Source organism: Traorella sp. mt218 (genome assembly GCF_055420025.1).
On sequence record NZ_JBVAYM010000001.1, the window covers coordinates 47,576 to 67,130 of the forward strand.

The following is a 19,555-nucleotide window of genomic DNA, read 5'->3' on the forward strand; positions in this document are numbered from 1 at the left end:
GAGATGGTAAAAGAAGCAGTAAGTTTTTACTTTAAAGAAAAACGCCCAGAAGAATTTGGAAGTTTTCTGTATGATCTCCCTGAAATCAAATCTGCTAATGAAAAATATACTCAAACAAACATTCCTGGAAGAGTAGGATCGCTGGTAACTTCAAATGGATCCGTACAGAATATAGAAATAAAATGTACTCTTTCTATTGTAAACAAACGATTTTTATCAACTTTGCGTAATCTAAAAGAATGGCTGTTAGGTCATGGTAAACTTTCATTTACGGAAACTCCAGACAGCTATTATGAAGTATTATGGGTTGATCATGGTGATATTGCAAGACAGGTCAGAAAATATGGTCAGTTTACTGTTACATTCATTTGTATTCCATATGAATTCGAAATCACAGGAAAGGAATCTTATACGCTTCCTTCATCAGGAATATTGAATAACTCTTTTCAGGAATCGATGCCAGTATATAAAATCACTGGCGAAGGAATGTGTACTCTTAGTGTAAATGGGAATGAAATGACGGCAAATGTTGGCCAGAATCTTACGATCGATACACGAAGGATGAGTGCTTATAGGACAGATGGAACGGTCATGAATACATCTGTTACAGGCGATTATGACAAGCTTCATCTTTTGCATGGATCCAATGAAATCAGTGTTTCATCGGGATTTCAGTTAGAAGTTATACCATACTGGGGGTGGAAAGCATGATTCAAATTTACTCGCCAGCAAATACCAATTACGATGTCAATGGTGATGCTGTGCTGATGCCTACTGTATGTGAAATAGATACAGAAACGTGGCAGCTTACTATTGAGCATCCAAGAGATCCGGAAGGAAGATGGAAACTGATTGAAGACGGTGCTGTATTAAAGGTGCCGTCTTTTCTTGAAGATGATCAGCTTTTCCGTATATTCAATACCGATAAAGATGAAAGCGGAGTAAGTGCAACTGCCCAGCCAATTTTCTTTGATAGTAAAAATGACTGTATGTTGCTTGATGTACGACCAACAGACAAGAACGGCCAACAGGCCCTGGATATCATGACACAGGGAACAAAGTATAGTGGATCATCTGATATTACATCACTATCGACTGCTTACTATGTCATGAAAAATCTTATGGAAGCACTGACGAGCGATGATGAAAATTCATTTATCAATCGATGGGGTGGAGAGGTACTTTATAACAACTATGAGGTCATTATCAATAAAAAGATTGGATCTGATCATGGAGTACAGCTGCTTTACGGAAAAAATATTCCCGAGAATGGAATGAGCGTTGAAATAGATAGCTCAGAGGTCGTAACTCGTATCTATCCAAAAGCCTATAACGGACGCATGATGAGCAATAACGGCTACGTAGATTCAGATAATATTGATAATTATCCAACTGTAAAACAGGCTGTTATGGAGTTTTCTGATGTGCGTTTAGCAGAAGATGTCCAGTCTAGTGAAGATACTGAAGGTATGATCATCTGTAACTCGCAAGCAGAGCTGGACAATGCCTTACAGGCAAAATGTGAAGAACAGTATGAAGCAGGAATTGATACACCTAATGTAACGATTAAGTGCGATATGGTCCTTCTTGCTAATACTATAAATTATGCTGATATAAAAGAGCTGGAAACAGTATCTCTAGGTGATACAATCTACTGCAAGAATCAGATTCTAGGAGTAACAACTACATCAAGAGTACAGTCTTTAGTTTATGACTGCATCCTGGATTGTGTTAAGAGTGTTGTAATCGGGTCGAAACCATACAATTACATCGATAATGTATCCAGCACGATTTCAGCAGCTGACAAGGTCATTGATAAAGGAACAGGTACGGTCATGGGACAGTATATTCAAGGTATCATTGACGGTACGAAAGCATCATTGCAGATCCAAAGGCAAATTGCTCAACTGTTAGACGTCAGGGCAATAAAAATGGAAGATCTTGATCCTGATTCACCTAATTTTGGTGCAACTGCATACGGTACTGCCGGTTTGGAATTTTCAAATAAAAGAAATCCTGAAAATACGGATTGGATTTGGGAAAATGCATTTGGACCTAATGGCTTGATAGCAAATGCTATCATAACTGGCATACTGTCCGATAGGCTAGGAAAAAACAGCTGGAATCTTGATACTGGTGTTTTGACAACAAAAGATATTGTTGTGGAAAACGGAACGTTCAGCGGTGAGATAGAAGGCTCAACGATTAATGGTGGGGATATCAATGGTACCAACATAAACGGTTCACTTATATCGTCAACGACCCAAAAGACGTATGTCATAAAAAATGGTGATATTGAAAAAATTAAACAAACCATTCTAGGAAACTATACTCCAACTGATGAAGAATTTAGCAACTGGGATATTGATAACAGTGGCTATATATCTTCACGAGATATGCTTTATGCAGAAAGAATCTACAATGGCGAAATGTCAGGTACTTTCACTATGACATTGACTATCGGTGTTGTTGATGGTGTGCTGACGATGAAAAGCACATCTACAAACGGAACAGTAACATTTGAATCTACTCTGAATCCTGGAGCGTTAAACGTAACGAATATCTATACTGGTGGTCTTGATGCAAATAGTATAGATGCTGAAATGATTCAGATAGGAGATCAGCAAAACAGCGCAGGCGGAGGTATTCGAATAAATATTCATAACAACAATGAATATAGATTTCAAATTAGTACAATTTATACCGGTGGTCAGGTTAGCAGAGATATTCCTATTGAAATAAATGCAGGTGATCAACCTATTTATTATCATGGATCATACCATGATTTTTATTGTAATGCAGGACAAGGCTTTGAAATTTGGGGTTCTCCTTGCTTTATAGATTTTCGAAACGATTATTCTACTTCAGATTACACTCATAGACTACTATGCAATACTGGAGGTGGAATAACCGCTTATCCAAGTATATCGAGTGCATCTGATATTCGGTTGAAAAAAGACATTCAGCTGGTGGATGAAAAATATCTTAATGTTCTGAATGATCTTAAAATAAAAACTTACCGGTATAAGAAAAACGACCAAAACTTAAATATCGGACTGATAGCTCAGGATGTGCTTGAAATATTCAAGAAATACGGAATTGAAGATTATCCTATCGTTGATCAGGACGAAATAGAAGGAATGTATTCCATTGATTATTCTCAGATCACATCTTTATTAGTTTATGGATATCAGAAACAGCAGAAAAAGATTGAAGATCTTGAATCAAGATTAAAAAGGCTGGAGGAGGCGATGAATAAATGATAACAATTACTCGAAACGGACTAAAGCTGACATGTGATTCGGATATTATTCCAGCACAGGGATCATCGAATGTTCCGGTTACTTTCGTGAATGATGATGATGAATACGCTTCATATATTGTTCAGCCTTCCATTGGCTGGTTCATGAGATCAGGAGCATTCAAGGCAACACTGGCAGTATTTGAAAATGACAGCTTCGACATTCCGGCCGAAGCTTTTTTACAGGATGGACAGATTTACATATCCATAGGTCTAGTCGATCCTAAGGATGCGAATCATATTGAAAAGACATTACAGCTTTCTCTGAGATGTACACCTGCACCTTATGGAACGGTCGTTCTTCCTTCTGATGATCAGTGGACTCAGGTTGTAGAAGATTATATGCGTGAGCTTTATGATCGTGACTACAAAGCCCAGTTTGATGAAATCGAAAGTGATTTGAACGATCTAATTGATGAAGCGCAGGATCAGCAGAAAACAGTCAGCGGGTTAATCACATCCGTAAATGGTTTGATTACAGAAACGAATGAGAAGATTGAGGAGGCTGATACGGCAATCACAAATGCGAATAATGCCACTCAATCAGCAAATACCGCTACATCACAAGCGAATACTGCAAGAGATCAAGCAAATTCAGCTGCCCAGTCAGCAAACAGCATTGCCCAGCAGGTTCAGCAGAAGCTTGAAAACGGCGACTTTGTACCGAACTTGACGATCGGCGAAGTGACGACACTCGAAGCTGGGGAAGATGCAACAGCAAGTATCACAGGAACAGGCGAAGAACCAGTGTTGAATCTAGGTATCCCACAAGGTCAGGAAGGAAAACAAGGACCTAAAGGCTATGCAAACCCGGCAGGTACTATCCTTCTATTTGCAGGAGCAAATGCTCCTGACGGTTATTTGCTGTGTCAAGGGCAGGAAGTAAGTAGATCAACATATAGTGATCTGTTCAATGTGATTCAGACATTGTATGGAGCCGGCGACGGTGCAACTACATTCAATATTCCTGATCTTCGATCAAGGGTGGCAGTTGGTATGGATAGTGCGGATACAGAATTCAATGCACTTGGAAAAACAGCCGGTGCAAAGGAGCATCAATTGTCAACCATTGAAATACCATCACATTCCCATAGTGCCAGTGCCTCTATAAGCAGTGCAGGAAGCCATTCCCATGATGCGTCAAGCGATTCAGCAGGAGATCATTCTCATACAGTTACCGTCAATTCAGGTGGCGCACATACACATACTGCCTCAAGCAATTCAACAGGAGCACACACGCATACAGTGAGTGGTACGGCGGCAAGTGCTGGCAATCATATTCATGCTTATGCACAAGAGTGGGTTGCTAGAAGCTCGTCAAACACAGGAGTGTATGGCCTCAATGGTAATGGAACAAGTCCAACCTATACTGGTGGGATGGGAAGCGCTGGTGCACATACACATTCTATATCCGGAACGGCGGCAAGTGCGGGAAACCATTCACATACAATTACTGTCAATTCGGGAGGTTCTCACAGTCACTCCGCTTCCAGTAATTCGGCAGGCACCCATACACATGAAATCAATATTGAAGATGCAGGAAGCCATAGTCATGATGCTACGTTATCTGTTGGAAATACTGGCGGAGGCGCTGCTTTCAATCTTATTCAGCCAAGCTTAGTAATGAACTATATCATTAAATATTAGGAGGTGATGATATGAGTGATGAAATTATGGAAATTCCAGTCGCAGAAGAATCTGAACTTGATTCAGCAATATTATTAGATGATACCAATAGATGTATTGCGATGGATTGCATTTATACAAATAAGGATAATGTTATTACACTTAAAAGAAAGGATTTACCTTTAGAATATAATGAATTCGCTGGCATTCTGCATGATTTCAAATATGAAGGTGGAAGATTTATTTATTTACCTATGCAAGAGGTGTTGAAACAGGAAAGTCAGTTTAACAATCTTGTATCTCAAAATAAGAAAATAGTTTTATTAAATCTTGATGATGAAACCGCTGCTTCAATTCCTTGCTGTTATCCGTCATGGGCTTCATACATCGGAAAATCATTTTCGGAAGGCGACCGCATAGAGTACGAAGGGAAGCTATGGAAGGTAAGACAGGACATTTCAGCAGTGCTAGAGAATCAGCCACCATCAACGGCAACTGCTGCTTTATATGAGGTTATCGACATTGAACACGCAGGAACGATTGAGGACCCGATTCCATATGACATGAATATGGAAGTATTCAAGGATAAATATTACATTGAAAATGATGTGAAATATAAATGTATAAGAGATAGTGATCAGCCTTTATATGCAACATGTGCAAGTTTGGTTGGCAATTATTTTGAACTGGTATAGAGAGAGCCTTGAGCTCTTTTTTTTATAGCCAAGCATCGGGGCTCTAAACAATGCAGAAAGAGGTAAACATTTAAATGAAAGTATTTAATTTCATGGACACCTATAATGCTATCGTAGGAGGAATTATCGCAGTGTTGAGCGTAGTATTTGGCGATCACTGGATCCTGTTCGCTCTTTTCCTATTGTTCAACATTATCGACTGGCTAACTGGCTGGATGAAGTCGCGTATTGCCGGCAAAGAAAACAGTATGAAAGGCTGGCAGGGAGTATTGAAGAAGCTGGGCTACTGGCTGATGATCCTTGTTGCTTTTTCGGCAAGCGCTGTATTTATCGAGATCGGAAACACGATCGGAATCGATTTAGGTATTACCACTTTGCTGGGATACTTCGTACTGGCTTCATTGATCGTTAATGAATTGAGAAGTATCCTTGAGAATTTTGTAGAAGCTGGTTTTAATGTACCGGCTATTTTAGTTAATGGCTTAGAAGTGGCTGATAAGATGATCAATAAAGAGGAGGAAAAGTAATATGGCATATGATTATACAAAGGCATCAGATTTAGTATCATGGTGCAAAGAACAAAAGAATAAAGCAAATGCTTATCGTTTAGGCGGTATCGGTCGTTATGAAAACGGAGTACGTATCTTTGACTGCGTAGGATTGATTAAGTGCTTTATCTGGCATGATTATTCTTCTTCCAATGCTTCGTATTATGGAAAGACCTGTCCGGATAAGAATGAAACGGGCTTCTTCAATGAAGCAACAGAAAAAGGAACGATCGATACGATTCCTGAAATTCCGGGACTGATGGTCTACCAACCGGGTCACATTGGAGTTTACTTAGGAAATGGACAGGTCATCGAAGCTACCGCAGCCTTTGACAAGAAGATCGTCATTACATACTTCAAGGGAAACCATCCTGATACAAGCTACAAGCGTACGACATGGACGCACTGGTTTAAGATGCCTTATCTGAAATATGATAATCCGGTATCGGAAGAAACAAGTGATGAATTTGCCCATGCTTTAGGTGAAACAGTACGATTCACGACTTGTTACAGATCATCTACGGATGCCGCCGCTATCAGGAATTATATTCCGGCAAATCAAATGATGCGTGATACAGGGAAGATCACTAGACGTTTAAAAGTCAATGGAGTATCTACATACTTATTAGACAATGGCTTATGCTGGGTCAATGATGGCGATATTGCAGGTGGTTCTACTACTTCATCTGAGATCAAAGTAGGAGATAAGGTAACGCCGACTACAAGATATTCATATGAAGGAGTCTTGCTGATTGCTGATGTATTAAAGCATAAATACACAGTAACGCAGATTAACGGTGATCGTGTCGTTTTAGGCGATGGTTTAAATACTGCATTCAAGAAATCTGATTTGAAGAAATAAAATATACCCACTCTCTTAATTGAGGGTGGGTGTTTTTTTATTATCGTTAATTATTATTAAATAGATGTACCATCAGGAAAATTTATTTTAAATTCAAAAGTAGCATTTAAAGCACCTACAATTTTATTTAGATCATCATCAGAGAATTTACCTGTTTTCATTCTTTGGTTAAAAGCAGCGGGACTGCTTCCAATTCTTCTAGCAAGTTCAGCTTCACTTATGCCTGCATATGTAATAGCTAATTTTATTTTTTGTGTTATAGTCATTTGCACACCTCCCATAAATATTATAAAGGATAAGTTTGATATAATCAATAAAAAAATATAAAAAATATAGACATAACTTAATATTTTTCTTGACATTATAAAGGAAAACCTTTATAATAATAGTGTAAGGAAGGAGGTGTAAACATGGAACTTATAGCACTGTATAAATTATGGTGCAAAGAAAAAGGTTATAAACCTTCAAATGGATCAGCACTCCACAAGTTTATAACCATCGTCAAGAAAGCTTAGAGCTTTCAGTGATTGGGAGTTAGCCCCTCCCAATCACACTTATATTATATAATAAATAGGAAATAAAAGCAAAATGCAGGAGGAAAAACGATGAAAACATTTAAAATTGGTGAAAAGTTGTATATGATGGATTCAAATGTGTGATCACTAATATATTTGTAGATTGTGAAACAGGCATTGAATATGCAAGCGTAAAACCATTGGATTTTGATAGTTTTGAAAGAGAAGCGAAAATAAGCAGCTTAAGGAAAATATGATATGTGTATAAAAATAGTGAGGCGATAACACTTAAAACACCATAAGAAAAAATATTAGGCTAATCCACTCTCATCATTTTGGTAGTGGGTGGTTTTATATAACATGCTGGCAATATTGAAATGAATCATATGGAGATTGTGAGTGCTATCGTACGCCAGCTGACCAGAAATTTATCCTCGAAACAGATACAAGAATCCGGTTTTGACGCTTTCTATACCGATCATACTTTAGGTATGTATCCAGTAAGTGCCAGCGGTGATCCGTTTATGTCACATTATTTCCAATCAAAGGGAGATCCGATCACAGACATGCATGAAAATATGGCTGCTGAACAAAAAGCCCGTACGATGTATGAAAACCTGATCCGTATGGCTGAAGATGATGATGTGATTCGTCCATTAGAATTTTTACGTCAGCGTGAAATCGTGCATTACCAAAGATTTGGTGAAGCATTGGAGATCATTCGCCGTGAACTTGACTGCAAGAACTACTATGCCTTTAATCCGGGCTTTGATAAAAAAGCATCAATGGAAGACAGAGGACTTGAATCAAAATAAATTGAAGCACTTCGGTGCTTCTTTTTTATATAACGATAAAAAATAAATCAAAAGGTAGACATTTTAAGAAGGGTATAAAAGATGTCAAAAAAACTTTAAATATCTGCTTTATCTTTTCATTTTTATTATAAAACCAATGAAAGAAATTGTCTGATTTATCGTTCAATGGAAAGGAGAAAGGATAAAAATGAAGAAAATGGTAAGAAAATGGCTTGTCTACTTATCGGCATTTGTTTTAGCATTGTCTTTATTACCGGTAAATATCAAGGCAATGAGTATCACAGATGAAGCAGATTTACAAGATGCCATCAATCAAGGCGGCTCGGTTTCAATTGATTCAAATATTGAATTAACAAAACCATTGACAATCAGTCAAGATGTCACGCTGACAGGCAATGGATCGCTTGTTTTATCAACAAAATGGGAAAATGATACAACATCTCCGATAACTGTTGAAAAAGATGCAACGTTAATTTGGGACGGAGTCACGTTAGATGGAGGAAACAGAGAGCTGAAATATGGAAAAGAAACTGCTTCAGCAATTATTGTAAAGGGTACGCTGATATTGGAAAGCGGCACGATTACCCGTTTCGTTAATCATGTTTCAGGAAATGACCGTGGAATCATTTATGTCGATGGCGGTACCTTTCATATGGATGGCGGATCTGTATCAAATAATAAATTACTAAGCGGAAACTATCAGGGAATCATTTATTTAACGAACGGTGCATCTTTTGATTTACAGGCAGGGATGATTTCAGAGAATCTTGTTTATGATACGCAAGGTGCTTCAGGTATCGTTAAAGTAGATAACATCAACGGGAAAAATGTCTTTGTCATGAATGGCGGTATGATCAATGAAAATGGAAGTACAGCTGTTTTTGTAGGCTCTCTTGACTCTCGTCCAAATGGAGTGGCTTTGTTTACCATGAATGGTGGTACGATTGCCGATAATAAGATGGATGAGGCCTCCGGTAATACATGGTATGGACGTGCCATCTATGCTACAAATGGCGGTGTAACGCTCAATGGCGGAACAATTTCCGGAAATGAAAGCCAATTTTATGGTGGCGCTGTTTATTTAGTTGCCAATTCGCTGTCAGACGATCATACAAAATCATTTTTTATCATGAATGACGGCATAATTTCAGAGAATCATTCTATGTATGGCGGAGGCATATTAGTTACAGGCGTATCTAATACGAATTATGAGTATCATGTAGAACTGAATGGCGGATCAATCGTGAATAATTCCGCAACACGTCAAGGCGGCGGTATTTATATCGTTAGAGGACAGACAGTTCATTTACATCATGTGGTCATTTATGAGAATACCGCAACTAAGATCGGTGGTGGCATCTGGACCTGTTCCACTGGTGATTTAAGAACTTATATTACGAATGGCGGTGCTGTTTTTGATAATCATGCAGAAGGCGATGAAAGCGGATCTGCCGGTGCAGATTTGGCCTTTGTACAGCATGAAGGTGAATCCAATGATTTTATCTTAGCTGAAAGAATCATCGGCGGCGGTAAGGTAAGCTACTATGAAGATGGCGGTGTTTACGCAGTGAATGATCCGGGTGAAGGGACGGATGGCAGCGGTATGTATTATTTAGGCGTATCCGATGGCAGTGCGCGTTTTGATGCAAATGATCCGGGTGAAGCGGTCACGGTTGCTGATATTTCAACAGAAAGCTATGCTTTGATATCAAATATCAGTGATAATGCGAAATCTTTGTCAAAAGAGTCAGCAGCTTTAGTAATTACCGGTAACACAGCGGATCGCGGTGCCGGAATAGGTGCGAATGGCAGTGTTGTTATTGGAGATGCACCTAATGAGGAAAATGTCGAATATACATTAATGGTCAATAAGGAATGGAATAAAGATATTCCTGAAAATAAAAAAACAGCCGTTGAGGTTGCATTAATGGCAGGCGGCTATGAATTAGATACGGTCATCTTAAATGCTGATAACAATTGGAGCGCAAGCTTTACAGGTCTTCCTGAAGGAAATTATGCAGTGAGAGAGGTTCATCTGCAAGAGGACATGGAAGCGACGTACAGTAATGTAACCTTAGATGGTTCAACATATAAAATAACAATAACTAATAATGCCCTGCCTGTCACCATTAGCGGTACGAAAACTTGGGATGATGCGAATGATCAAGATGGCATCAGACCGGAATCAATAATTGTTCGTTTGTGGGCTGACGGCAAAGAGGTGGCTATCCAAAAGGTAACGGCTGAGGATAACTGGACATGGGTATTTGAAAACTTAGCCCGTTATCAGGACGGTAAAGAAATTAAATATACGATCAGCGAAGATGATGTAGATGGTTATCAATCTATGATCAATGGCTATGATATTACAAATCATCATCAGCCAAAAACCATGAACATTACGGTGAGCAAAAAGTGGGATGACCATGATAATGAAGGAAATAAGCGTCCTGAAAGCATCGTTGTCAAGTTATTTGCAGATGGTACTGATACAGGTAAGACGATAACGCTGAGTGAAGAAAATCAATGGACGGATAGCTTTGATGGTCTAGCCGTTAATAAAAATGGTCAAAAGATCGTATATAGCATTTCAGAAGTAAGTGTTGAGGGTTATACGACAAAGATCACAGGTAATGCTGCTTTAGGTTATACGATCACAAATACTTTGAATACCACGACAGAAACTTCGGAAAAGGATGAATGGCCTGAAACCCCGAATACTGGTGATTCGCTTCATATTTACCTGATGACAACAGCCGTATCTTTGTTGATCTTATGTGCGATCAGTCTTATGAAATTTAAAAAAGAGTTTTCTAATTAAGCGATATGAATATTGATAAGCTTCATCAGGAAATATATGACATCGTACAGGATGACACAAAAACGGCACTTGTCGTAAAATTAGTAATTAAAAATAAAAAAGAAGAAGAAGCGAAACGAAAAGAAAAAATTATAAACGGCATCAAAGCAGCTCAAGATAAAGGAGTCGTATTTGGAAGACCCAAAAAAAAGATTCCCGAACAGTTTGATATCATCTATGAGATGTATGAAAAGCATCGCGTATCAAGCCGAGCAGCTGCCAGAATGCTGGGTGTTGCTCAAAGCACTTTTCTTAAATGGTGTAATGAGCATGCGTGTTCAGAAGTTCATCAATAAAATTCCATAAAAAGATAAATGAACAAAGCGGTGGTTTAACGCCGCTTTGTTTTTATGACTGCATGTCATCTAAAAAGTATGACAAATTATGATGGCTGGTTTTGATAGAGTGAAGAGGGGTGATTATGGAAAGCTATGTTGAAATTACATTTATGCATAATCTTTTAATCAGTGCTTTTTCACTTACATCTTCACTGGTCCTTTCCAGAAAACCGATGAATCGTTCTCATTTCTGGAAGATTCTTTTGATGGTGACGATATTGCCAAGCTTTCTGTTTTGTGAAAACAGCATGACGTGGATATGGCTCAATGAGATCATCATGTTTTTATTTCTTTTTAAAGAGAGAAATCATACGTATTTATTGTTTGTGACATTTCGTTTATTATTTCATTTGATTTATTATATGTTGTTTGAAGGAGTTATTTATCATTTGCAGTTTTTTGTTTCAGATATCTTCATGGTCTTTCTTGCTGATATGGTCGTTGGTTTGTCTTATCTGATTTTATTGTCAAAAGGACGATATCATCTTTCCGAAAGAGATTTTCTTTATTGCTTTGAAATGAATCATAAAAAGTATAGGGGCTATGTTGACAGCGGCAATCTGGCAACCTACCGCTCTCTTCCTATCATATTTGTGAAAAGAAGCATTTATGAAACTATAAAAGCTCCCGCTACCCTCATTTTGGTTGAACAGGTGGTGGGAATTGAAGAAGTCGAGGGAATCAAAAGTGAGATCATCATGAATCGAAAAAAAATTCAAGTCATCTGTTGTCCGCTGGAAGGCGATTATCCTTATGATGCATTATTAAATATGAAAGGAATCCTATGAAACGATTACGTAAGCTGTTTGCCTGGCTGTTTAAGCCTAAAGAAGTCAGATATGTCCATTATATAAAAAGTAAGGAAGGGCTTCCCAAGCCTTTAGAAGGTGAAGAAGAAAAAGAAGCCCTGAATCTGTTGATGAAAAAAGATGAAGAGGCTCGCAAAAAGCTGATCGTGCATAATCTTCGTCTTGTCGTTTACATTGCTAAGCGTTATGAGGTCAGCAGCAGTGAGATGGAGGATCTGATCAGCATCGGTACGATTGGCCTGATCAAGGCGGTCAACACATACCGGACGGATAAAAATATCAAACTGGTGACCTATGCTTCACGATGTATTGAAAATGAGATCTTGATGTTTTTGCGTAAGAAAAGCAAAAGCCGTAAGGAGATTTCTTTAGATGAGCCGTTAAATGTTGATTATGACGGCAATGAGCTTTTATTAGGAGACATTATCGGTACTCAGGGAGATCTTGTCGAGAAGGCCTTTGAACGCAATGAAAATAAACGTATATTATTAAAAGCCATTTCAACATTGAATGAACGGGAGAAGATGATTCTTCAGATGCGCTATGGCATCGGTGAAAATGAAGCAACCCAAAAGGATATTGCTGATAAGCTGGGAATCAGCCAAAGCTATATCTCACGTTTGGAGAAACGTATTTTGATGCAGCTGAAGGCTACGCTGACAAGTGCTAAGGGCAAATAAGGACGGCTGGAAATTTTAGGAAGAAATTGAATTGAATACTCACTCACTTCTAAGGGAAAAATGTAAGTAAGAGGAAGTGGATCATGAGTAAATTCAAGGTTGATATATGTAATGTAAATACTGCTGATTTGCAGGTGTTGAGCGTCAGTGAAATGAAAGAGGCCTTTATTCGTTACCAGCAAGGAGATGAGAGCTATAAGGAAGTGCTTCTTTTAGGAAATTTGAAGCTGGTTTTAAGCATGGTGCAGCGTTTTTCAAATCGCTGTGAAAATATGGATGATCTTTTTCAGGTGGGGTGTATCGGCCTTGTAAAGAGCATCGAGAATTTTGATTTATCTCATGAGGTGCGTTTTTCGACTTATGCGGTGCCGATGATCTTGGGAGAGATCAAGCGCTATCTGAGAGATAATCAGATGATTCGGGTTTCAAGAAATTGTAAGGATCTGGCTCATCAGTGCTTTCGTCTGAAAGAAGATTATTATCATGAATACAGCATGGAGCCAAGCATTGAATATTTATGCGAGATGACTCAGGCGAAAAGTAAGGATGTGATTGAAGCGTTAGACTCGTTTCAAAGCGTCCTTTCATTATTTGAGCCGATCTATAACAGTGATGGGGATGAGATGTGTCTGGTTGATACCATAGGTGATTCAAAAGATGAAATTGCCCTTTTAAGTAATGTTCTTACATTACGGATGAGCTTGAAGCAGCTCAATGAAAAAGAGCTGGATATCTTAAATAAACGATATTATCTGGATTATACACAAAGTGAGATCGCAAAGGAGCTGGGAATCTCCCAGGCTCAGGTATCACGTTTGGAAAAAGGCGCTTTAAAATGTTTGAAAAAGAATTTTGAGTAACATGTAAGCAATGTGAGCATAGACTGAAGCAGGGTGATTGCATGAAACTGAGCGAGCTGATGAGCAAACAGGTCATATGTGTTGTGGATGGTAAAAATATTGGTTTTGTCAGTGATGCGATCTTAACACATGATCTGAAGATCGTTTGTATCATCGTGTGCATGAAACGAAGAGGTCTGGCTCGTTTTTGTCCATTCTTGTTTGAACCGGAATGTGAAAAGATTGCAGTTGATTGTATCGTGAATATTGGTTGTGATGTCATCTTAGTCAAACGATAGCTGAAGGCCAGAGGCCTTCTTTTATATTGTTTAAATGATGCAGGGATTATGTTAAGATAGAATTGTAAAAGACACAGATTAAAATTTTTCTAAAGAAAGGGGAATATAGATGAATAAAAAAAGAACCGCTGCTGTGATTGTCGTTGTCTTGCTTGCAGGAATGAAGCTTTTTTCGGATCGAATCTATTTTCAGAGAGATTCAAATCTAAGCCAGAAAGAATTCTATGAGCATTTTCATCTTCAGCCCATCTCTGAAGAGTCAGGTTTTGAAGAGTATTTTGTCAATGTTATTTATGATAATCCATATGTATTCTTATTCAGACATGATCCGACTTATGTGCAAAGATATTTCTGGAGCGTGAATGAAAATGAAATCTATTCGGTCGAGTTAGCGGCTTGTGATAGTAAGAACGGTTATAATGTCAATCATATAGGTGACAATAAAAACTATGATGTTGTTTATACTTATGACTTAACTATCAATGGCATGGATGTTTATCTGGAGATGGTCAAAATGCTTTATGATTCTGTTGTTTATGATTACCGGATGAGCTTTGAATATAAAGATAAATATTATTCCATAACTTTATACGGCATGGATGATCCGGCGTATCAAAGTCATGATGGATTAAATGAATATTATCATCATTTGATCGTTAGGCTGATAAATGAGCTGTTTTGATAGGGAAAAGGCGGAAATATCTTCTCTTTTTAATTTGTTTATTTTCAACTACCAATCAAATGGTTTTGTGTTATAATAATGAAGTGTGGAGGTAATTATGAGTATTAAGGAGAAGTTAAAGGATTTTATTAGTCCGGATGATGAAGAATTATATCTGGATGAAGAAGAAGTAGAAACAATCAGCAGTAAATACGAACAGCCTCGTTCAAAAGCGATGGCAAATGCACATATTGATGCGAAAATGGTTTTATTTGAACCTCGCTCTTATGAAGAAGCCCAGGAAATTGCGATTCGTTTGAAAGAAAATAAGGCATGTGTTGTCAATTTGCATCGTTTGCCTCATGATTATGCACAGCGTACGATTGATTTCCTGACAGGAGTGATCTTTGCGTTGGATGGAACGATTCAGAAGATTGGCCCTAATATTATCTTATGTGCGCCTAAGACGATTGGTGTTGGCGGATCGATCAATATAGATGGGGACGACGAATAAGAACTGGCTCGTTCATTTTAAAGGAAATGAAACACTGGCACTTCGCTTTGATGATCAGATTGAAAGTCATTTAAGAACCGGACGTCGTATTTTAACGCCTTTTTTGGATGAAACTCAGCAGGAAGTCTTAAGAAAGGTGGCCGGAAACCGGATCACGCTTTCTTTTTTTGGCGGGTATGAAAATGCAGAGCGAAAAAGAGCGCTGATCGGCGGAGAAAATGATTTTGAGATCGTCCAGCTTAGTGCAAAATGGTCGTCGTTTGACCGTATTACGCATTCGGACTGCATGGGTGCTTTGTACAACTGTGGATGCAAGAGCGACCATTTTGGCGATATTCTGGTGAATGAGAATGAGGTCATCGTCTTTGTGTGTCAAAGCATTGCGGAATATGTGATGGATCATTGTACCCAGATAAAAAGAAGCCGGATCGTTTTTCATGAAGATGACCGCAAGATTGAAAAATCTGTGAATATTGAGAGGTTTCATAAGATCGTGACAACGCTTCGCTTAGATTCGTTAGTAAGTGCCTGTACGAATCTTTCACGTGCCAAAGCGCAGCATTTGGTGCGTGCAAAAAGTGTAAAAGTAAATCATATTTGTCTTGAAGATTGTGCATACTTGTGCAATAATGGTAGTATTCTATCCATTCGAGGATATGGAAGATTTTTGTTTGAGGGCGTTGTCAAGGAAACCAAAAATCAGAAGTATGTCGTCAGTCTGGGAAAATATAAGTAAGGGGTGAAGTTATGGGTGATGTGAAATTTGATACGATGCGCAATGGCTATAATCGCTATCAGGTGGATGATAAGGTCGCTCAGTTAACCAGTGAAGTAGAAACCTTACAAAAAAAGCTGGATCTGTATGTCAGTCGTCTGGATGAGGTTGAAAAGCAGAGTGCCAGCTATAAAGAAAAGTATCTGACGCTTGCCGGTGAGATCCGCATCAAGGAAAAAGCGGCGGAGGATATTGCCCGCATTGCTTTAAAGGAAGCCAATGTGATCGTACAGACGGCCAATGACAATGCGGATGTGATCGTCAAGGAAGCGTTGGCGAGTGCTCGGGCGATCCTGATAGAGGTCAATAAGCTTGGCGAAGAAACAGGTGAGATCAAACAGCGGATGATCAAGGAACTGGATAAGCTGGATCAGGCGTTGAGCGAATTTGAGGTTCCGCGTAAGATCGATCTGAACTTGCTTGAAGAATAAATACGATGAATAAGACATGTCTTATAGATGGGATCAATAGAGAGCTGCTGGCTGGTGGAAAGCAGTGTGAAAGCTATAAGGAATCACTTAGGAGTAGGTTAGGCGATAGGTAGCTTAACACGTAACCTTGCGTTAAAAGGATGAGTGCACAGGTAATTTGTGAACTAAGGTGGTACCACGTGAAGCGTCCTTAGATGAGGCGCTTTTTTTTATTAAACAGGAGGGATAAAATGGACTATAAAAGTACGCTTAGAATGCCGCAGACAGATTTTGAAATGAGGGGAAATCTTCCTAAAAAGGAACCTTTGTTTCAGGAAAGATGGGAAAAAGAGGATCTTTATCATGAAATGCTTTCAAAGCATGACGGATACCCAACTTTTATTTTGCATGACGGTCCTCCGTATGCGAACGGAGATATCCATATCGGACATGGATTAAATAAGATTTTGAAGGATGTGATCGTCCGTTCAAAGTATAAAGCCGGTTATCAGACACCGTTTATTCCGGGATGGGATACCCATGGTCTGCCAATTGAAACGGCAATTACCAAATTGGGTTATGACCGTAAGAAAATGCCGATCAATGAGTTTAGAAAGCTCTGTTATGACTATGCCTTGAAGCAGGTCGCAAATCAGATGGCAACGATGAAGAAGCTGGGTACGGTTGCTGATTATGATCATCCATATATTACCTTGCAGAAGGAGTATGAAGGACATCAGATCGAGATCTTTGCGAAGATGGCGATGGATGGTTTGATTTATAAAGGCTTGAAGCCGGTTTACTGGTCACCGTCCAGTGAAAGTGCATTGGCAGAAGCTGAGATCGAATACAAGGATGTGAAATCACCGACGATCTATGTGAAGTTTCAGGTTAAGGATGGCAAAGGTATTTTAGATGAAAATGATTATTTTGTGATTTGGACAACAACGCCTTGGACGATTCCGGCAAATTTGGCCATCTGCCTGAATGAGCGATTGGAGTATGCATTAGTAAAGAGTGAAAAAGGAAATCTTCTGGTTTTGAAAGAATTAGTAGATTCACTTTGGGAAAAGTTTGGTTTAAAAGAAAAAGAAATCTTAAAAACGTTTAAAGGAAAAGAGCTGGAAGGCATTACGACCCGTCATCCTTTGTATGACCGTGAAAGTATCATTATTTTAGGTGATCATGTTACTGCAGATGCCGGTACAGGCTGCGTCCATACGGCTCCGGGCCATGGTGTCGAAGACTTTATGGTCGGCTTGAAATATGGCTTAGAAGCTTATTGTCCAGTAGATGAACACGGCTGCATGACGGAAGATTGCGGCGATTGGCTGAAGGGACAGTATGTAGATGATGCCAATAAGACGGTAACATTGAAGCTGGATGAAGTAGGTGCCTTATTAAAGCTGGAATTTATCACGCACTCTTATCCGCATGACTGGCGTACGAAAAAGCCGATCATCTTCAGGGCAACGACACAGTGGTTTGCTTCGGTAGATAAGATTCGTGAGAAGCTTTTGAGCGAAATCGAGAAAATTGACTGGAAGCCGGCATGGGGCGAACAGCGTATGTACAACATGATCAAGGATCGTTCCGACTGGTGTATTTCCAGACAGCGTGCCTGGGGCGTTCCGATTCCGATCTTCTATGCAGAGGATGGTACGCCGATCATGGATGAAAAGGTGTTTAAGCATGTTGCTTCTTTAGTGAAGAAATATGGCAGCAATGTCTGGTTTGAAAGAGAAGCAAAGGATCTTTTGCCTGAGGGCTATACGCATCCGGGTTCACCGAACAATATCTTTAAAAAAGAAACGGATACGATGGATGTCTGGTTTGATTCGGGAAGCTCACATACAGGCTGTATGGTTGAAAGAGGCTATTCATTGCCGGTAGATCTTTATTTTGAAGGCAGTGACCAGTATCGCGGATGGTTCAATTCTTCATTGATCGTTTCTACGGCTTTCTATGGCTATGCACCTTATAAGCAGGTCTTGTCACATGGCTTTGTCATGGATGGCAAGGGCGTAAAGATGAGCAAATCACAGTTTAATGCCGTTTCTCCTGCAAATATCATGAAGCAGTATGGGGCAGATGTGCTTCGTTTATGGGCCAGCAGTGTTGATTATCAGGCAGATTGTGTCATGAGCGATGAGCTCTTGAAACAATGCTCTGAAGCATATCGTAAGGTACGTAATACCTTCCGTTTCATGTTGGCAAATATCAATCCGAACGATTTCACAAAAGAGGATTTATTAGATCCGAATGAATGCAGTGTTGTTGATAAAGATATCTTATTAAAATTAAATGAGGTTTCTGATAAAGTAAAGAAAGCTTATGCCGACTATGATTTCATGAGCGTAACTTCGACATTGTCAACTTTCATGAGCAATGAACTGAGCAGTTATTATCTTGATTTTGCGAAGGATATCCTCTATATTGAAGCACATGATGATGTTCGCCGCCGTCAGGTACAAAGCGTGATTTATTATTGTGTGGATACGCTGATGCGCTTATGGGCACCGATTTTGGTTCATACCTGTGAAGAGATCAATGACCACTTTGATAAAGGTGAATCGGTACATTTAAAAGAATTTAATGAAAACTATGAAATCAATGATGCACAGGCGATCCGTGAGAAGATGGCACGTTTGATGGAATTGCGCAGTGATGTATTTAAGGCATTGGAAGAAGCACGTGCTGAAAAGAAGATCGGTAAATCATTGGAAGCAACGGTCTATATGCATGTCAGCGATGCCGATCAGAAGATCATTGATGAAGTTTTGGGATGTAAGCTGGCACAGTGGCTGATCGTAAGTGAAGCGATCCTGACGGATACACCTTTAAAGAAATATGAAAGCTGTGAGGTGAGCGTAGAAAAATGTCAGGGCAAGGTATGTCCGAGATGCTGGAATATGCATGATGACAGTGATGCTCATGAATGCTGCAACCGCTGCGTTGAGGTATTAAAGAAAGAATATCCACAAGTTCCTATTTTATAGGAACTTTCT

The 19,555-nt window shown here is 39.2% G+C and carries 19 protein-coding genes and 1 other annotated feature; of the genes, 18 read left to right on the forward strand and 1 reads right to left on the reverse strand.

The genetic code is table 11. The features are described from left to right. The first annotated feature begins 3 nt into the window (after positions 1-3). The 6 genes from ACZYT3_RS00320 (at position 4) to ACZYT3_RS00345 (ending at position 7,032) form a co-directional block, all read left to right on the forward strand. Positions 4-711, forward strand: a complete 708-nt coding sequence (locus tag ACZYT3_RS00320; RefSeq protein ID WP_464087269.1) for a distal tail protein Dit — start codon at positions 4-6, stop codon at positions 709-711. After that, positions 708-3,263, forward strand: coding sequence for a phage tail spike protein (locus tag ACZYT3_RS00325; RefSeq protein WP_464087270.1), 2,556 nt, complete (start codon positions 708-710; stop codon positions 3,261-3,263). Before ACZYT3_RS00320 ends, ACZYT3_RS00325 begins: the two co-directional genes overlap by 4 nt. After that, positions 3,260-4,948 carry a tail fiber protein gene (locus ACZYT3_RS00330; protein ID WP_464087271.1) on the forward strand — a complete coding sequence of 563 codons (1,689 nt, stop codon included), beginning with the start codon at positions 3,260-3,262 and terminating at the stop codon, positions 4,946-4,948. Before ACZYT3_RS00325 ends, ACZYT3_RS00330 begins: the two co-directional genes overlap by 4 nt. An 11-nt stretch (positions 4,949-4,959) precedes the next feature. After that, positions 4,960-5,622 (forward strand): hypothetical protein, encoded by a 663-nt coding sequence (locus ACZYT3_RS00335; RefSeq protein WP_464087272.1) that lies wholly within the window; start codon positions 4,960-4,962, stop codon positions 5,620-5,622. A gap of 74 nt (positions 5,623-5,696) precedes the next feature. Beyond that, positions 5,697-6,149, forward strand: coding sequence for a phage holin family protein (locus tag ACZYT3_RS00340; RefSeq protein WP_464087273.1), 453 nt, complete (start codon positions 5,697-5,699; stop codon positions 6,147-6,149). Between the two features lies 1 nt (position 6,150). Then, positions 6,151-7,032, forward strand: a complete 882-nt coding sequence (locus tag ACZYT3_RS00345) for a hypothetical protein (protein ID WP_464087274.1) — start codon at positions 6,151-6,153, stop codon at positions 7,030-7,032. A 56-nt stretch (positions 7,033-7,088) separates the two neighbouring features. Here ACZYT3_RS00345 and ACZYT3_RS00350 read toward each other — a convergent pair whose 3' ends face one another. Then, positions 7,089-7,298 carry a hypothetical protein gene (locus tag ACZYT3_RS00350; protein ID WP_464087275.1) on the reverse strand — a complete coding sequence of 70 codons (210 nt, stop codon included), beginning with the start codon at positions 7,296-7,298 and terminating at the stop codon, positions 7,089-7,091. A gap of 626 nt (positions 7,299-7,924) precedes the next feature. Between ACZYT3_RS00350 and ACZYT3_RS00355 the strand changes: the two genes are divergently transcribed. The 12 genes from ACZYT3_RS00355 to ileS all read left to right on the forward strand — a co-directional run bounded on the left by ACZYT3_RS00355 (position 7,925) and on the right by ileS (position 19,546). Next, complete coding sequence (locus ACZYT3_RS00355; protein ID WP_464087276.1) at positions 7,925-8,362, forward strand: manganese catalase family protein; 438 nt, start codon at positions 7,925-7,927, stop codon at positions 8,360-8,362. Between the two features lie 187 nt (positions 8,363-8,549). Further along, the gene (locus tag ACZYT3_RS00360; RefSeq protein WP_464087277.1) at positions 8,550-11,183 is read left to right on the forward strand and encodes a Cna B-type domain-containing protein; all 2,634 of its coding nucleotides are present in this window, start codon (positions 8,550-8,552) and stop codon (positions 11,181-11,183) included. A 5-nt stretch (positions 11,184-11,188) separates the two neighbouring features. Beyond that, positions 11,189-11,518 carry a hypothetical protein gene (locus tag ACZYT3_RS00365; protein WP_464087278.1) on the forward strand — a complete coding sequence of 110 codons (330 nt, stop codon included), beginning with the start codon at positions 11,189-11,191 and terminating at the stop codon, positions 11,516-11,518. Positions 11,519-11,643: 125 nt separating this feature from the next. Continuing rightward, the gene (locus ACZYT3_RS00370) at positions 11,644-12,348 is read left to right on the forward strand and encodes a hypothetical protein (RefSeq protein WP_464087279.1); all 705 of its coding nucleotides are present in this window, start codon (positions 11,644-11,646) and stop codon (positions 12,346-12,348) included. Next, positions 12,345-13,049 (forward strand): RNA polymerase sporulation sigma factor SigK, encoded by a 705-nt coding sequence (gene sigK / locus ACZYT3_RS00375; protein WP_464087280.1) that lies wholly within the window; start codon positions 12,345-12,347, stop codon positions 13,047-13,049. Before ACZYT3_RS00370 ends, sigK begins: the two co-directional genes overlap by 4 nt. A gap of 83 nt (positions 13,050-13,132) precedes the next feature. Further along, entirely contained in the window at positions 13,133-13,909 is a 777-nt protein-coding gene (locus ACZYT3_RS00380; RefSeq protein ID WP_294562793.1) for a SigB/SigF/SigG family RNA polymerase sigma factor, read from the forward strand. 41 nt (positions 13,910-13,950) lie between these two features. Continuing rightward, a complete protein-coding gene (locus ACZYT3_RS00385; RefSeq protein ID WP_294562794.1) occupies positions 13,951-14,187 on the forward strand; it encodes a YlmC/YmxH family sporulation protein in 237 nt (78 codons plus the stop codon). Positions 14,188-14,296: 109 nt separating this feature from the next. Beyond that, a complete protein-coding gene (locus ACZYT3_RS00390; RefSeq protein WP_464087281.1) occupies positions 14,297-14,869 on the forward strand; it encodes a hypothetical protein in 573 nt (190 codons plus the stop codon). 97 nt (positions 14,870-14,966) lie between these two features. Further along, positions 14,967-15,362: a cell division protein SepF gene (locus ACZYT3_RS00395; RefSeq protein WP_294562796.1), complete on the forward strand. Its 396-nt coding sequence runs from the start codon at positions 14,967-14,969 to the stop codon at positions 15,360-15,362. After that, positions 15,346-16,098, forward strand: coding sequence for a YlmH/Sll1252 family protein (locus ACZYT3_RS00400; protein ID WP_464087282.1), 753 nt, complete (start codon positions 15,346-15,348; stop codon positions 16,096-16,098). Before ACZYT3_RS00395 ends, ACZYT3_RS00400 begins: the two co-directional genes overlap by 17 nt. Positions 16,099-16,109: 11 nt before the next feature. Continuing rightward, positions 16,110-16,568 (forward strand): DivIVA domain-containing protein, encoded by a 459-nt coding sequence (locus ACZYT3_RS00405; protein WP_294562798.1) that lies wholly within the window; start codon positions 16,110-16,112, stop codon positions 16,566-16,568. Continuing rightward, positions 16,565-16,763 (forward strand) — a binding site (T-box leader). Its footprint overlaps the gene before it by 4 nt. A 35-nt stretch (positions 16,764-16,798) precedes the next feature. After that, the gene (gene ileS / locus ACZYT3_RS00410) at positions 16,799-19,546 is read left to right on the forward strand and encodes an isoleucine--tRNA ligase (RefSeq protein ID WP_294562799.1); all 2,748 of its coding nucleotides are present in this window, start codon (positions 16,799-16,801) and stop codon (positions 19,544-19,546) included. Positions 19,547-19,555 lie beyond the last annotated feature (9 nt).

Excerpts from the sequence above, each read along its gene's own strand:
- ACZYT3_RS00320 (WP_464087269.1), top strand. The coding sequence starts at position 4 with ATGGTAAAAGAAGCAGTAAGTTTTTACTTTAAAGAAAAACGCCCAGAA.
- ACZYT3_RS00325 (WP_464087270.1), top strand. The coding sequence starts at position 708 with ATGATTCAAATTTACTCGCCAGCAAATACCAATTACGATGTCAATGGT.
- ACZYT3_RS00330 (WP_464087271.1), top strand. The coding sequence starts at position 3,260 with ATGATAACAATTACTCGAAACGGACTAAAGCTGACATGTGATTCGGAT.
- ACZYT3_RS00335 (WP_464087272.1), top strand. The coding sequence starts at position 4,960 with ATGAGTGATGAAATTATGGAAATTCCAGTCGCAGAAGAATCTGAACTT.
- ACZYT3_RS00340 (WP_464087273.1), top strand. The coding sequence starts at position 5,697 with ATGAAAGTATTTAATTTCATGGACACCTATAATGCTATCGTAGGAGGA.
- ACZYT3_RS00345 (WP_464087274.1), top strand. The coding sequence starts at position 6,151 with ATGGCATATGATTATACAAAGGCATCAGATTTAGTATCATGGTGCAAA.
- ACZYT3_RS00350 (WP_464087275.1), bottom strand. The coding sequence starts at position 7,298 with ATGACTATAACACAAAAAATAAAATTAGCTATTACATATGCAGGCATA.
- ACZYT3_RS00355 (WP_464087276.1), top strand. The coding sequence starts at position 7,925 with ATGAATCATATGGAGATTGTGAGTGCTATCGTACGCCAGCTGACCAGA.
- ACZYT3_RS00360 (WP_464087277.1), top strand. The coding sequence starts at position 8,550 with ATGAAGAAAATGGTAAGAAAATGGCTTGTCTACTTATCGGCATTTGTT.
- ACZYT3_RS00365 (WP_464087278.1), top strand. The coding sequence starts at position 11,189 with ATGAATATTGATAAGCTTCATCAGGAAATATATGACATCGTACAGGAT.
- ACZYT3_RS00370 (WP_464087279.1), top strand. The coding sequence starts at position 11,644 with ATGGAAAGCTATGTTGAAATTACATTTATGCATAATCTTTTAATCAGT.
- sigK (WP_464087280.1), top strand. The coding sequence starts at position 12,345 with ATGAAACGATTACGTAAGCTGTTTGCCTGGCTGTTTAAGCCTAAAGAA.
- ACZYT3_RS00380 (WP_294562793.1), top strand. The coding sequence starts at position 13,133 with ATGAGTAAATTCAAGGTTGATATATGTAATGTAAATACTGCTGATTTG.
- ACZYT3_RS00385 (WP_294562794.1), top strand. The coding sequence starts at position 13,951 with ATGAAACTGAGCGAGCTGATGAGCAAACAGGTCATATGTGTTGTGGAT.
- ACZYT3_RS00390 (WP_464087281.1), top strand. The coding sequence starts at position 14,297 with ATGAATAAAAAAAGAACCGCTGCTGTGATTGTCGTTGTCTTGCTTGCA.
- ACZYT3_RS00395 (WP_294562796.1), top strand. The coding sequence starts at position 14,967 with ATGAGTATTAAGGAGAAGTTAAAGGATTTTATTAGTCCGGATGATGAA.
- ACZYT3_RS00400 (WP_464087282.1), top strand. The coding sequence starts at position 15,346 with ATGGGGACGACGAATAAGAACTGGCTCGTTCATTTTAAAGGAAATGAA.
- ACZYT3_RS00405 (WP_294562798.1), top strand. The coding sequence starts at position 16,110 with ATGGGTGATGTGAAATTTGATACGATGCGCAATGGCTATAATCGCTAT.
- ileS (WP_294562799.1), top strand. The coding sequence starts at position 16,799 with ATGGACTATAAAAGTACGCTTAGAATGCCGCAGACAGATTTTGAAATG.